At 65.3% G+C, this 14728-nt stretch carries 12 protein-coding genes; all 12 read left to right on the top strand.

Translation table 11 applies throughout. The features are described from left to right. The first annotated feature begins 40 nt into the window (after nucleotides 1-40). The 12 genes from ACAM58_RS08810 (at nucleotide 41) to ACAM58_RS08755 (ending at nucleotide 14723) form a co-directional block, all read left to right on the top strand. A complete protein-coding gene (locus tag ACAM58_RS08810) occupies nucleotides 41-1021 on the top strand; it encodes a tripartite tricarboxylate transporter substrate binding protein (protein WP_012746861.1) in 981 nt (326 codons plus the stop codon). Continuing rightward, complete coding sequence (locus tag ACAM58_RS08805; protein WP_369664329.1) at nucleotides 1018-2109, top strand: lactonase family protein; 1092 nt, start codon at nucleotides 1018-1020, stop codon at nucleotides 2107-2109. Before ACAM58_RS08810 ends, ACAM58_RS08805 begins: the two co-directional genes overlap by 4 nt. Nucleotides 2110-2149: 40 nt before the next feature. Continuing rightward, nucleotides 2150-3142 carry a tripartite tricarboxylate transporter substrate binding protein gene (locus ACAM58_RS08800; protein ID WP_012746859.1) on the top strand — a complete coding sequence of 331 codons (993 nt, stop codon included), beginning with the start codon at nucleotides 2150-2152 and terminating at the stop codon, nucleotides 3140-3142. A 115-nt stretch (nucleotides 3143-3257) separates the two neighbouring features. Next, entirely contained in the window at nucleotides 3258-4109 is an 852-nt protein-coding gene (gene asd, locus ACAM58_RS08795; protein ID WP_012746858.1) for an archaetidylserine decarboxylase, read from the top strand. 179 nt (nucleotides 4110-4288) lie between these two features. After that, nucleotides 4289-4753: a helix-turn-helix domain-containing protein gene (locus ACAM58_RS08790; RefSeq protein ID WP_012746857.1), complete on the top strand. Its 465-nt coding sequence runs from the start codon at nucleotides 4289-4291 to the stop codon at nucleotides 4751-4753. 106 nt (nucleotides 4754-4859) lie between these two features. Further along, a complete protein-coding gene (locus ACAM58_RS08785) occupies nucleotides 4860-5210 on the top strand; it encodes an FKBP-type peptidyl-prolyl cis-trans isomerase (protein WP_012746856.1) in 351 nt (116 codons plus the stop codon). 164 nt (nucleotides 5211-5374) lie between these two features. Further along, entirely contained in the window at nucleotides 5375-5950 is a 576-nt protein-coding gene (gene grpE / locus ACAM58_RS08780; protein WP_027730027.1) for a nucleotide exchange factor GrpE, read from the top strand. A gap of 112 nt (nucleotides 5951-6062) precedes the next feature. Beyond that, entirely contained in the window at nucleotides 6063-8000 is a 1938-nt protein-coding gene (dnaK, locus tag ACAM58_RS08775; RefSeq protein WP_012746854.1) for a molecular chaperone DnaK, read from the top strand. 97 nt (nucleotides 8001-8097) lie between these two features. Further along, nucleotides 8098-9234, top strand: coding sequence for a molecular chaperone DnaJ (gene dnaJ / locus ACAM58_RS08770; RefSeq protein WP_012746853.1), 1137 nt, complete (start codon nucleotides 8098-8100; stop codon nucleotides 9232-9234). 660 nt (nucleotides 9235-9894) lie between these two features. After that, nucleotides 9895-11817, top strand: a complete 1923-nt coding sequence (locus tag ACAM58_RS08765) for a PrkA family serine protein kinase (RefSeq protein WP_012746852.1) — start codon at nucleotides 9895-9897, stop codon at nucleotides 11815-11817. A gap of 69 nt (nucleotides 11818-11886) precedes the next feature. Next, nucleotides 11887-13179, top strand: coding sequence for a YeaH/YhbH family protein (locus tag ACAM58_RS08760; protein ID WP_012746851.1), 1293 nt, complete (start codon nucleotides 11887-11889; stop codon nucleotides 13177-13179). Then, entirely contained in the window at nucleotides 13176-14723 is a 1548-nt protein-coding gene (locus ACAM58_RS08755; protein WP_012746850.1) for a SpoVR family protein, read from the top strand. The genes ACAM58_RS08760 and ACAM58_RS08755 overlap by 4 nt, the downstream gene beginning before the upstream one ends. Nucleotides 14724-14728: the final 5 nt, after the last annotated feature.

Genomic DNA, 14728 nt, shown 5'->3' with positions numbered 1-14728 from the left:
CGAGACACCGGAATCAGATCAATAACGGAGACAACACCTCATGAAGAGAAGCAGATTCCTTGGCGGCCTCGCCACCCTTTCGGCTGCGGCCGCCCTGTCGCTCGGGTTCGCCGCGACTGCCGCGGCGCAGGCCGGCGACTTTCCGAACCGCACGATCGAGCTGCTGGTGCCCTACCAGCCGGGCGGCGGCACCGACGGCCTGGCGCGCGCCTTCTCCGAGGCCAGCCGCAAGCACATTTCGCAGAGCATCGTGATCGTCAACCGTCCGGGCGCGGGCGGCGCCATCGGCTGGACCGAGGTGATCAACGCCCGGCCCGACGGCTACAAGCTCGCGGTGCTCACGGTGGAACTGCTGACGCTGCCGCACCTGGGCCTGGCCAAGTTCAACTACGACGACTTCCAGCCGATCGCGCAGCTCAATGCCGACCCGGCCGCCATCACCGTCAAGGCCGATGCGCCGTGGAACACGATCGAGGAATTCCTCGCGGCGGCGAAGAAGTCGCCCGAGAGCGTGCGCGTCGGCAATTCGGGCAACGGTTCGATCTGGCACCTGGCCGCCGCGGCGCTCGAGGACAAGACCGGCGCCAGGTTCGGCCACATCCCGTTCCAGGGTGCGGCGCCCGCGGTGCTGGCGCTGCTGGGCGGGCACATCGAGGCCGTGGCGGTGAGCCCGGCCGAGGTCACGACGCATGTGCAGTCCGGCAAGCTCAAGGTGCTGATGGTCATGGCCGACAAGCGCGTGAAGGGCTTCGACAAGGTGCCCACCGCCAAGGAGCGCGGCATCGACCTGTCGATCGGCACCTGGCGCGGCCTCGGCGCCCCCAAGAACACGCCGCCCGAAGTGATGGCCAAGCTGCGCGAGATCACGGCCAAGACGGCCGCCGAGCCGCTCATGCACGAGGTGATGGACCGGCAGAACCTCGGCTACGTCTACACGGACGGCGCGGTGTTCAAGGAAACCCTGGCCAAGGACAACGCCTACTTCAAGGCGCTGATCGCCAAACTGAACATCAAGCCATGAACCGCCGCACTCCCATCCTTCGCGCGCTCCAGGGCGCGGTCGCGCTGCTGTCCGTGGCCGCCATGGGCCAGGCCTGGGCCGCCACCTGGGTCTACGTGTCCAACGCCGACAGCCAGGAGATCTCCGTGCTCGAGCTGGATCGCGCCGAAGGCGTGCTCAAGCCGGTGCAGACGCTCAACGTCGGCGGCACGGTCATGCCGATGGCCGTGAGCCCTGACAAGCGCGTGCTCTACGCCGCGCTGCGCTCGCAGCCGTTCCGCGTGGTCAGCATGTCGATCGACGCGGCCACCGGCAAGCTGCAGAAGCTCGGCGAGGCGCCGCTGGCCGACAGCATGGCCAACATCGACCTCGACGCGAGCGGCAAGTGGCTCTTCGCGGCCTCCTACCAGGGCGGAAAGATCTCGGTCAACGCCGTCGGCAAGGACGGCGCGGTGGGGCCGATCCAGCAGCTGGTGCAGACGGGCCCGAACGCGCACGCGGTCCACGCCGATGCGAACAACCGCTTCGTGCTCGCCACCAGCCTGGGCGGCGACAACGTGTCGAGCTGGCGCTTCGATGCGGACAAGGGGCTGCTCGCGGCCAATGATCCGCCGCTGACCATGAGCACCGCCAAGTCGGGACCGCGCCACTTCGTCTGGGACAAGGCGCAGCGGCACGTCTACCTGCTGAACGAGCTCGACGCGTCCCTGCACGTGTACGCCTGGGACGCGGCGCGCGGCGCGCTCAAGCTGGAGCAGAGCACTACGACGCTGCCGCCGGGCTTCACGGGCAAGCCCTGGGCGGCCGACCTGCACCTGACGCCCGACGGGCGCTACCTGTACGCCTCCGAGCGCACCTCGAGCACGCTCTCGGCGTTCAAGGTGGACGCGGCGAGCGGCCAGCTGCAGCCGCTCGGCCAGACGCCGACCGAGAAAGGGCCGCGCGGCTTCGCGATCGATTCGAGCGGCCGCTACCTGATTGCCGCCGGGCAGGAGTCGCACGGCATTTCGCTGTACCCCATCGATTCCGCGACCGGTGCGCTGGGCAAGCCCTCGCGCATCACCGCGGGCAAGAACCCGAACTGGATCGAGATCGTCGACGCACCCTGAGGTGGCGGCCGCCATCCACATCATCAAAGGAGATATTGCAATGCAACGCCGCACATTGATTCGCACCGCCCTCGCCTCTTCGCTCGCCGCGGGCCTGCCCGCGTTCGCGCAGGGCCCCGGCAACTGGCCCACGGGCAAGGCCATCACCTACCTCGTGCCCTTTCCCGCGGGCGGCACCACCGACGTGCTGGCCCGCCTGATCGGCCAGAAGCTCGGCCCGGTGCTGGGCACGAGCGTGATCATCGACAACAAGGGCGGCGCCGGCGGCAGCGTGGGCTCGGAAATCGGCTCGCGCGCAGCGCCCGACGGCTTCATGATGGTGGGCGGCACGATCAGCTCGCACGCGATCAACGTGAGCCTGTATCCGAAGCTCGGCTACGACCCGCAGAAGTCGTTCGCGCCGGTGACGCTGATCGGCACCAACCCGCTGGTGCTGGTGGTCAACCAGGCCAGCCCCTACAAGACGCTGAAGGACGTGCTGGAAGCCAGCAAGACCAAGTCGGGCGGGCTCTCGTCGGCCTCGGCCGGCACCGGCACCTCGCAGCACCTGTCGCTCGAGCTGCTGGCGTTCAAGTCGGGCGTGAAGTTCACGCACATTCCCTACAAGGGGAGCGGCCCGGCGATCCAGGACGTGATCGGCGGGCAGGTCGACATGATGTTCGACACCACCGTGGTGGCGGGTCCGCACATCCAGAGCGGCAAGCTGCGCGCCATTGCCGTGACCTCGGCCAAGCGCCTGGCCTCGATGCCCGACGTGCCGACGGTCGCGGAATCCGGCATTGCGGGATTGCAGGACTTCGAGGTGCTGTCGTGGCAGGCGATCTTCGTGCCCGCGGGTACGCCGGCGCCCATCGTCGAGCGGCTGCACACCGAGATCCGCAAGATCCTCGCAACGCCCGAGATGCAGGAAAAGCTCAAGGGCTTCGGCATGGAGCCGGCCGACCTCTCCACGGCAAAGATCGCGGCCTTCCAGAAGGCCGAGGTCGAGAAGTGGGCGCAGGTGATCAAGGCCGCGGGCATCAAGGCGGACTGACGCCAACCGGGAAACGGCGCGACGGATACAAGGGAAGCCTCCTACGCCCGGGCTGCCGGGCGCTTTATAGAATGCCCCTCCGATTCGCACTCCAGGCATTCCAGGCCTCCCACACGTGTCCGACCGCTCTGCCGTACTGCCCCAATACCTGTTCCCCAAGCAGGCCCTGACGAACTTCGCCGGCTGGGTCGCGGGCAAGGAACGCGGCGCCGTCACCACCTGGATCATCCGGCGCTTCGTTGCCAAGTACGGTGTCGACATGGGCGAGGCGCTCGAATCCGACATCAACCACTACAAGAGCTTCAACCAGTTCTTCACGCGCGCGCTCAAGCCCGGCGTGCGGCCTCTTGCGCAGGCCGACCTCGTGTGCCCGGTGGACGGCGCCATCAGCCAGTTCGGCGCCATCGAGGGCGACCAGATCTTCCAGGCCAAAGGCCACAACTACAGCACCACCGCGCTGGTCGGCGGCGACGCGGTGCTCGCGGCGCGCTTCGCGCATGGCAGCTTCGCCACGCTGTACCTGAGCCCGAAGGACTACCACCGCATCCACATGCCCTGCGACGGGCGCCTGGTGCGCATGATCCACGTGCCCGGCGACCTGTTCTCGGTCAACCCGGTCACCGCGCGCGGCGTGCCCGGGCTGTTCGCGCGCAACGAGCGCGTGGTGTGCGTCTTCGAATCGGCGCACGGGCCCTTCGTGCTGGTGCTGGTGGGTGCCACCATCGTCGGCAGCATGGCGACCGTGTGGCACGGCGTGGTCAATCCGCCGCGCGGCGGCGAGCTGCGCGAATGGCACTACGCCGACCAGCAGATCCTGCTCAAGCAGGGCGAGGAGATGGGCCGCTTCCTGCTCGGCTCCACCGTCGTCATGCTGTTCCCGCCGCCCCCGCTGGCCTTCAACCCCGACTGGGCGCCCACCCGGCCGGTCCGGCTGGGCGAGGCCATGGCCAATCTCGCGAATTTGTGAAGCTTTGTCTCACGGCCCGCATGCAGCATGCACCCGTAGCTATAAAACTAGTAGCATCGTGATCCTTGCGCTATAGTCGCCGACGCAATGCGCGGTCCCTGATAGCGAGCCAACAAGAACGCGAGGCACCGGCCCTGCCCAGGACCGACGGCCCGCCCAGCCCCGAGGAGATGATGTCGATGAGTACCAAGGAAAACGCAGCCGTCAGCCAGCTGCTTGCGCTTCTCGAGGCCCGCTACGCACTTCGCGTGCTCTGGGCGCTGCGCGACGGCCATGCCCAGACCTTCCGGCTGCTGCAGGACAGCGTCGGCAGCATCACCCCCAACACGCTCAACACCCGCATCAAGGAACTGCGCGAGGCGGGCCTCGTGAGCCACGGCGGCGACGGCTACAGCCTCACGGTGAGCGGACAGGACCTTCTCAAGCGGCTCTCGGACCTGCAGGCCTTCGCGGGCAAATGGCAGCTGGGCCAGGTCAAGAAGGCCGCGGCACCGGCGGCGCCCACGCCTGCTGTGCCTTCATCGCCTTCGTCGTCTTCGCCTTCGGCGCCTCCTTCTTCCTCTTCCCCGGGCGCACCCCCCTCCGCCCCGCCTGCGGCGCCCTCCCCGCCCTCCTCCGTCCCGCCTCTTGACACTGGCAATTGAGCAGGCCGGCCGGGCCGCTGCCGGGGCGTCGGTAAACTCCGCGCCTTCGGTCCGTTTATCCATCCATCCACCTTCCATCCTCCCATTGACGCAAGGAGCGTTCAACATGCCTACCACTCCCTCCGGCCTGCAATACGAAGACACCACCGTGGGCGACGGCGCAGAAGCCAAGGCCGGCCAGCACGTGCACGTGCACTACACCGGCTGGCTCTACAACGACGGCGTGCAAGGCGCCAAGTTCGACTCGAGCCGCGACCGCAACGACCCGTTCGCGTTCTCGCTGGGCGCAGGCCAGGTCATCAAGGGCTGGGACGAAGGCGTTGCCGGCATGAAGATCGGCGGCAAGCGCACGCTGATCATTCCCGCTTCGCTGGGCTATGGCGCACGCGGCGCAGGCGGCGTGATCCCCCCGAACGCCACCCTGAAGTTCGACGTCGAACTCCTCGACGCGCACTGAACTCGCCCCCGGGGCCGCGCGCGCTGCGTGCCGCTACGCCCTCCCGTCGGCGCTTTTGTCCCGTTGCGGCCTTCCGGCCGCATTTTTTCGCTTGAAAAGCCCCTGACCAGCCCCAAGTGGCTGGCTATCGTTTGTTTCCCGGCCCCCCGCCGGTTCTTTGAAAAATGTCTGACCCGCAACAATCCGCACAGAATTCGCAAATGCTGCAAGGCGAGCCAAGCCCCGAAGAACTGGAAGCCGCACAGGCTGCCAACGAAGCGGAGGCGCAGGATGCGCTGGCCGTGGCCCAGGGCGAACTCGCTGCCCTGCAGGCCAAGAACGCCGAGCTGTCCGACCAGTACCTGCGCGCCCAGGCCGACGTCCAGAACGCCCGCCGCCGCGCCGACGACGAGATCACCAAGGCGCGCAAGTTCGCGGTCGAAGCCTTCGCCGAGAGCCTGCTGCCGGTGACCGACAGCCTCGAAGCCGGCCTGGCCGTCAAGGACGCCACGCCCGAGCAGATCCGCGAAGGCGCCGAAGCCACGCTGCGCCAGCTCAAGAGCGCGCTCGAACGCAACAAGGTGATCGAGGTGGCCCCGGCCCCCGGCGCCAAGTTCGACCCGCACCAGCACCAGGCCATCTCGGTGGTGCCCGCTCCCGAGCAGGAGCCCAACACCGTGGTGACCGTGCTCCAGAAGGGCTACACCATCAACGACCGCGTGCTGCGCCCGGCGCTGGTCACGGTCAGCGCCCCCAAGTAAGCGGCGCGGTACACACGATTCCCACAGGAAATCCCCGCTTCATACCTTGAATCGCGCCGGGTTATCCACAAGTTCATAACAACATATTTTTCAGGCTTTCAGGAGTAAGAACATGGCAAAGATCATCGGCATCGACCTCGGCACCACCAACTCGTGCGTGTCGATCATGGAAGGCAACACCACGCGTGTGATCGAGAACTCGGAAGGTGCGCGCACCACGCCGTCGATCGTGGCCTACCAGGAAGACGGCGAAGTGCTGGTCGGTGCCTCGGCCAAGCGCCAGGCCGTGACCAATCCCAAGAACACGCTGTACGCGATCAAGCGCCTGATCGGCCGCAAGTTCGAGGAGAAGGAAGTCCAGAAGGACATCGACCTGATGCCCTACACGATCGCGAAGGCCGACAACGGCGACGCGTGGGTGGAAGTGCGCGGCAAGAAGATCGCGCCCCAGCAGGTCAGCGCCGACATCCTGCGCAAGATGAAGAAGACCGCCGAAGACTATCTCGGCGAGCCCGTGACCGAAGCCGTGATCACGGTGCCGGCCTACTTCAACGACGCGCAGCGCCAGGCCACCAAGGACGCCGGCCGCATCGCAGGCCTGGACGTCAAGCGCATCATCAACGAACCGACCGCCGCGGCGCTGGCCTTCGGCCTGGACAAGCAGGACAAGGCCGACCGCAAGATCGCCGTGTATGACCTGGGCGGCGGCACCTTCGACATCTCGATCATCGAAATCGCGGATGTCGACGGCGAGAAGCAGTTCGAAGTGCTGTCGACCAACGGCGACACCTTCCTGGGCGGCGAAGACTTCGACCAGCGCATCATCGACTACATCATTGCCGAGTTCAAGAAAGAGCAAGGCGTGGACCTGGGCAAGGACGTGCTCGCGCTGCAGCGCCTGAAGGAAGCCGCCGAAAAGGCCAAGATCGAGCTGTCGAACAGCGCGCAGACCGACATCAACCTGCCCTACATCACGGCCGACGCCTCGGGTCCGAAGCACCTGAACATCAAGCTCACGCGCGCCAAGCTCGAAAGCCTGGTCGACGAGCTGGTCGAGCGCACCATCGCGCCCTGCCGCCTGGCCATCAAGGACGCCGGCATCAGCGTGTCGGACATCAACGACGTGATCCTGGTCGGCGGCATGACCCGCATGCCCAAGGTGCAGGAAAAGGTCAAGGCCTTCTTCGGCAAGGAGCCGCGCAAGGACGTGAACCCCGATGAAGCCGTGGCCGTCGGCGCCGCCATCCAGGGCCAGGTGCTCTCGGGCGACCGCAAGGACGTGCTGCTGCTGGACGTGACCCCGCTGTCGCTGGGCATCGAGACCATGGGCGGCGTGATGACCAAGATGATCACGAAGAACACCACGATCCCGACGAAGTTCGCGCAGACCTTCTCCACCGCCGAGGACAACCAGCCGGCCGTGACCATCAAGGTGTTCCAGGGCGAGCGCGAGATCGCCTCGGGCAACAAGCTGCTGGGCGAATTCAACCTCGAGGGCATCCCGCCGGCAGCGCGCGGCACGCCGCAGATCGAGGTGAGCTTCGACATCGACGCCAACGGCATCCTGCACGTGGGCGCCAAGGACAAGGGCACCGGCAAGGAAAACAAGATCACCATCAAGGCGAACTCGGGCCTGTCGGAAGACGAGATCCAGAAGATGGTGAAGGACGCCGAGCTCAACGCGGCCGAGGACAAGAAGAAGGTCGAGCTCGCGCAGGCCCGCAACCAGGGCGAAGCCATGGTGCACAGCGTGAAGAAGTCGCTCGGCGAGCACGGCGCGAGCCTGGACGCCGGCGAGAAGGAAAAGATCGAAGCCGCGATCAAGGACCTGGAAGAAGCCCTCAAGGGCGAGGACAAGGCGTCGATCGAGGAAAAGACCAACACGCTGATGACCGCAAGCCAGAAGCTCGGCGAAAAGATGTATGCCGATGCGCAGGCCGCGGCAGGCGCCGCCGGCGGCCCGGGTGCCGCTGCCGGCCCGGAAGCTGCAAGCGCACCGGCCGACGACAACGTGGTCGACGCCGAGGTCAAGGAAGTCAAGAAGGGCTGATCTTCAGTCCTTCGAACGAGGCTGGACCACCTGACCGGGTGTTCCAGCCTTTCTCGCTTCAAGTTACGGCTTCCCGCCCGCCCCGACCGAACCAGCCATGGCCACAAAACGCGACTACTACGAAACCCTCGGCGTTCCCAAGAACGCGAGCGAGGAGGAAATCAAGAAGGCTTATCGCAAGCTTGCGATGAAGCACCACCCGGACCGCAACCACGGCGACACCACCAAGGACGCCGAGACCAAGTTCAAGGAGGTCAAGGAAGCCTACGAAATGCTGTCTGACGCGCAGAAGCGCGCGGCCTACGACCAGTACGGCCACGCCGGCGTCGACCCCAACATGCGCGGCGGGCCCGGCGCCGAAGGCTTCGGCGGCTTTGCGGAGGCCTTTGGCGACATCTTCGGCGACGTGTTCGGCGGCGCGCGCGGGCGCACCAGCGGCGGGCGCCAGGTGTTCCGCGGCAGCGACCTGAGCTATGCGATGGAGGTCACGCTGGAAGAAGCGGCCGAGGGCAAGGAAGCGCAGATCCGCATCCCCAGCTGGGACGACTGCGGCACCTGCAAGGGCACCGGCGCCAAGCCTGGCACCAAGCCCATCACCTGCACCACCTGCCACGGCGCCGGCGCCGTGCAGATGCGCCAGGGCTTCTTCAGCGTGCAGCAGACCTGCCCCACCTGCCACGGCAGCGGCAAGATCATTCCCGAGCCCTGCACCGTGTGCCATGGCCAGGGCAAGATCAAGAACAACAAGACGCTCGAGGTCAAGATCCCGGCCGGCATCGACGACGGCATGCGCATCCGCAGCACCGGCAACGGCGAACCGGGCACCAACGGCGGGCCGCCGGGCGACCTGTATATCGAGATCCGGCTCAAGAAGCACGAGCTGTTCGAGCGCGACGGCGACGACCTGCACTGCGTCGTGCCCGTGAGCATGACCACCGCGGCGCTGGGCGGCGAGATCAGCGTGCCCACGCTCAAGGGCGCCGCCGCCATCGACATTCCCGACGGCACCCAGAGCGGCAAGCAGTTCCGCCTGCGCGGCAAGGGCATCAAGGGCGTGCGCTCCAGCTACCCGGGCGACCTGTACTGCCACGTGCGCGTCGAAACGCCGGTCAAGCTCACCGAGCACCAGCGCAAGCTGCTCAAGGAGCTCGACGAATCGCTCAAGAAGGGCGGCGACAAGCACAGCCCGACCGACAAGGGCTGGTTCGACAAGGCCAAGGAATTCTTCAGCTGAAGAGCCGGCGCAGCCGATTTCCCAGTCTTTTCAAGCAGTTAGAAAGCGCGGCACGCACTCGCTTGGGTGCCGCGCTGCTTCGCGCACGCGAACGGTGCCTGCCGACCTCGTTCGGTGCCGCGCACCATTGACGACACCCCCTCGGAACCTCGCCGACCACGCGTTGGCGCGCTTTCCCACGCCCACATGCGCGACATGCCCATCAAAAGATGGCGCGCAGATTGCTTTTATATATTTTTCGATTGAGCAATAAACCTAAACACGACCCGGCGCGTTATTGGTGTGTAACTGCTTTGAGCCGCCGGGGGCTCATTAGGAGGTGCTTTCGCCGGAAAAGATGCAATGACTGCATATGCCGATCGCCATAGGTATTTTCACTGGGCGGCAGGGTGGCGCTGAGATCGATAGCCCGAACCCTGAAATTTAGCTGGAATTGCCAAATGCTGCAGGTTTTTCTCAGGAACTTTACTCGGCACTGTGGTTCTGATTTAACAAAGAATTTTCCGGGTGCACTCTTTGCTTTATGCTGTTTGTGCAGATGGAGATTAAGGGAGTTTCGATGGCTTGCAGCCATGGGCGGTACACCTTTAAAAAGTTGCTACGCGTTGCGGCTGCTGGCTTCGGGTCCAATAAACCCGCAGACCTGATGGAGGCGTGACCATGGATGTGATCAGCAACTTTGCCGCCCGTTACGAGCGCACCCGCGAGGAAGTTCTCTCGCTGCAGGACTTCCTGGATATCTGCAAACGCGACCCCACCGCGTATGCCACTGCGTCCGAGCGGATGCTCAAGGCCATCGGCGAACCCGAGCTGGTCGACACGCGCAACGATTCCCGGCTTTCGCGGATCTTCGCGAACAAGGTCATCAAGATCTACCCGGCGTTCAAGGAGTTCTACGGCATGGAGGACGCCATCGAGCAGGTGGTGTCGTACTTCAGGCATGCCGCGCAGGGCCTGGAGGAAAAGAAGCAGATCCTTTATCTGCTCGGCCCGGTCGGTGGCGGCAAGAGCTCGATCGCCGAGCGCCTGAAGCAGCTCATGGAGCACGTGCCCTTCTATGCCATCCAGGGTTCGCCGGTCAACGAGACGCCGCTGGGCCTGTTCGACGCCGCCGAAGACGGCGAGATCCTCGAAAAGGAATACGGCATCCCGCGCCGCTACCTGAACCGGATCCTCTCGCCCTGGGCCGTGAAGCGGCTCGAGGAGTACGGCGGCGACATCCGCCAGTTCAAGGTGGTCAAGCGCTACCCATCGGTGCTGCGGCAGATCGCCGTGGCCAAGACCGAGCCGGGCGACGAGAACAACCAGGACATTTCCTCGCTGGTCGGCAAGATCGACATCCGCAAGCTCGAGACCTACGCCCAGGACGACCCCGACGCCTACGCCTATTCGGGCGGCCTGTGCCTGGCCAACCAGGGCCTGCTGGAGTTCGTGGAAATGTTCAAGGCGCCCATCAAGGTGCTGCACCCGCTGCTCACGGCCACGCAGGAAAGCAACTTCAAGGGTACCGAGGGCTTCGGCGCCATTCCGTTCGACGGCATCGTGCTGGCGCACAGCAACGAGAGCGAATGGAAGGCCTTCCGCAACAACAAGAACAACGAGGCTTTCCTCGACCGCATCTACATCGTCAAGGTGCCCTACTGCCTGCGCGCCTCCGAAGAAATCAAGATCTACGAGAAGCTGGTGCGCAACTCGTCGCTCGCCAAGGCGCCCTGCGCCCCGGGCACGCTGCGCATGATGGCGCAGCTCTCGGTGCTCACGCGGCTGAAGGAGCCCGAGAACTCCAGCATCTACAGCAAGATGCAGGTCTACGACGGCGAGAACCTCAAGGACACCGACCCCAAGGCCAAGTCGATCCAGGAATACCGCGACTACGCCGGCGTCGACGAAGGCATGAGCGGCGTCTCGACCCGCTTCGCGTTCAAGATCATCTCGAAGGTGTTCAACTTCGACAGCTCCGAGGTGGCCGCCAACCCGGTGCACCTGATGTACGTGCTCGAGCAGCAGATCGAGCGCGAGCAGTTTCCGCCGGAAACCGAGCAGAAGTACATCAGCTACATCAAGGAGCTGCTGGCGCCGCGCTACGCGGAATTCATCGGCAAGGAAATCCAGACCGCCTACCTGGAGAGCTACAGCGAGTACGGCCAGAACATCTTCGACCGCTACGTCACCTATGCCGACTACTGGATCCAGGACCAGGAGTTCCGCGACGTGGACACCGGCGAAGTGTTCGACCGCGCCTCGCTCAACGCCGAGCTCGAGAAGATCGAACGGCCCGCGGGCATCGGCAATCCGAAGGACTTCCGCAACGAGATCGTCAACTTCGTGCTGCGCGCGCGCGCCGGCAACGCCGGCCGCAACCCGGCCTGGACCAGCTACGAGAAGCTGCGCGCAGTCATCGAGAAGAAGATGTTCTCCAACACCGAGGAACTCCTGCCGGTGATCAGCTTCAACACCAAGAGCAGCGCCGACGAGCAGAAGAAGCACGAGGACTTCGTGACCCGCATGGTCGAGAAAGGCTATACGGCCAAGCAGGTTCGCCTGCTCTGCGAGTGGTACCTGCGCGTGCGCAAGAGTTCATAGCGGCAGTTCACAGCGGCGGAGCCCCACACCAGGCTCCGCCCCCTTTTTGCAAGGAGCTTTGACAACATCGTGGCCATCCTGCAGCAGATCATCGACCGCCGGCTTTCGGGCAAGAACAAGTCCATTGGCAACCGCGAGCGCTTCCTCAGGCGCTACCGAGGGCAGATCCAGGAGGCTGTGCGGCGCGCGGTCAGCGGGCGCAACATCCGCGAACTGGAGCAAGGCGAAGATGTCACCCTGCCGCGCCACGACGTGTCCGAGCCCGTCTTCGGCCATGCCCGCGGCGGCGACCGCGAGTACGTGCACCCGGGCAACCAGGAATACCTGAAGGGCGACCGCATTGCGCGTCCGGAGGGGCAGGCCGGCGGCGGCTCGGGAAGCGGCGAGGCCGCAGACAGCGGCGAAGGCGAGGACGACTTCGTCTTCCGCCTCACGCGCGAGGAGTTCATGCGCGTGTTCTTCGACGACCTGGCGCTGCCGCACCTCATCCGCACCCAGATCGCCGAGGTGCCCGAATGGAAGAGCCACCGGGCCGGCTTCACGAGCGATGGCTCGCCCAACAACCTGCACGTGGTGCGCTCGATGCGCGGCGCCCTGGCGCGGCGCATCGCGCTGGGCGGCGAGCCGCGCAAGGAGCTGCGCCGCCTGGAAACGCACCTGCTGCACCTGCGGCAGCATCCGCAGGTCGAGCAGCCCCTGATCCAGAAAGAAATCCTCGAGACCGAGGAGCGGATCGCCGAGCTGCGCCGCACCTCGCGCCACGTGCCCTACATCGATCCGATCGACCTGCGCTACCGCAACCGCGTGAAGACGCCCGTGCCCAGCGCCAAGGCCGTGATGTTCTGCCTCATGGACGTGTCGGGATCGATGGACGAAGCGCGCAAGGACATGGCCAAGCGCTTCTTCATGCTGCTGTACATGTTCCTCACGCGGCACTACGAAACCATCGACCTCGTGTTCCTGCGCCACCACACGCAGGCGCAGGAAGTCACCGAGGAAGAGTTCTTCCATGCCACCGAAACCGGCGGCACCGTGGTGTCGAGCGCGCTGGTGCTGATGGACGAGATCATCAAGGCGCGCTACCCGAGCGGCGAATGGAACGTCTACGGTGCGCAGGCGAGCGACGGCGACAACTGGCACCAGGACAGCGGGCGCTGCCGCGAGCTGCTGGTCGACCACATCCTGCCGGTGGTGCGCTACTACGCCTATGTGCAGGTGGCCGAGACCGAGCAGAACCTGTGGCAGGAATATGCGCAGCTCGAAGGCATCGAGCCCAATTTTGCGATGCGCAAGGTCTCGGACGCGCGGGACATCTACCCCGTCTTCCGCGACCTCTTCAAGAAGGAGGGAGTGCCCGCATGACCTCCGACCACCCTCCCCTCGCGCGCGGCACCGAACGCCTGGAACGCCTGCCCAGTCCGTCGGACTGGACCTTCGATCTCATCGAGACCTACCACACCGAGATCGCGAAGACGGCCAGGAGCTTCGGCCTGGACGTGTATCCCAACCAGCTCGAGGTGATCACCGCCGAGCAAATGATGGATGCCTATGCCAGCGTCGGCATGCCCATGATCTATCGCCACTGGTCGTACGGCAAGCAGTTCATCGCCACTGAAAAGAACTACCGCCGCGGCCACATGGGGCTGGCCTACGAGATCGTCATCAACTCGGACCCTTGCATTGCCTACCTGATGGAAGAAAACACCATGGCCATGCAGGCCCTGGTGATCGCGCATGCCGCCTATGGCCACAACAGCTTCTTCAAGGGCAACTACCTGTTCCGGATGTGGACCGATGCGTCCTCGATCATCGACTACCTCGTCTATGCGCGGCACTACATCGCCGAATGCGAGGAACGGCACGGCCTCGATGCGGTGGAGCAGCTGCTCGATTCCTGCCATGCGCTGATGAACTACGGCGTCGACCGCTACCGCCGCCCGCAGAAGCGCTCGCTCGCGCAGGAAGGCACGCAGCGTGCCGAACGCGAGCGCTACATGCAGCAGCAGGTCAACGACCTCTGGCGCACGCTGCCGCGCAAGAGCGAACACACCACCGAATCCGACTCGTCCCGCCGCTTCCCCTCGGAGCCGCAGGAGAACCTGCTCTATTTCATCGAGAAGAACGCCGCGCTGCTCGAGCCCTGGCAGCGCGAGGTGGTGCGCATCGTGCGCAAGATCGCGCAATATTTCTATCCGCAGCGCCAGACCCAGGTCATGAACGAGGGCTGGGCCACGTTCTGGCACTACACCCTGCTGAACACCATGTACGACCGCGGCCAGCTCGCCGACGGCTTCATGATGGAATGGCTCAGCTCGCACACCGGCGTGATCTTCCAGCCGCCCGTCGGGCACCGCGCCTACAGCGGCATCAACCCCTATGCACTGGGTTTCTCGATGTTCACCGAGCTGCGGCGCGTCTGCGAAAAGCCCACCGAGGAAGACCGCCGCTGGTTCCCCGACTTCGCGGGCACCGACTGGGTCAAGACGCTCGACTACGCCATGCGCAACTTCAAGGACGAGAGCTTCGTCGGCCAGTTCCTGAGTCCCAAGACCATGCGCGATTTCAGGCTGTTCGCGATCCGCGACCACCAGAGCGAACCCGAGCTGGAGGTGTCCGCCATCCACGACGACAGCGGCTACCACGCGCTGCGCGAATCGCTGTCACGCCAGTACGACATCGGCAGCAGGGAGCCCGACATCCAGGTGTGGAACGTCAACATGCGCGGCGATCGCGCGCTGACGCTGCGCCACACGCAGCGCAACAACCTGCCGCTGCACGACGATGCCGAAGAGGTGCTCAAGCACGTCGCGCGGCTCTGGGGCTTCGACGTGCACCTGGAGAGCGTCGATGCCCAGGGCCACATCACCCGCAGCTGGAAGGCCGCGGCCCCGCGGCAAACCGACTGAGCGGC

Origin of the sequence: Variovorax sp. V116 (assembly GCF_041154435.1) — a bacterium.
Classification (GTDB): domain Bacteria; phylum Pseudomonadota; class Gammaproteobacteria; order Burkholderiales; family Burkholderiaceae_C; genus Variovorax; species Variovorax paradoxus.
This window is presented reverse-complemented; position numbering and strand designations above follow the sequence as displayed.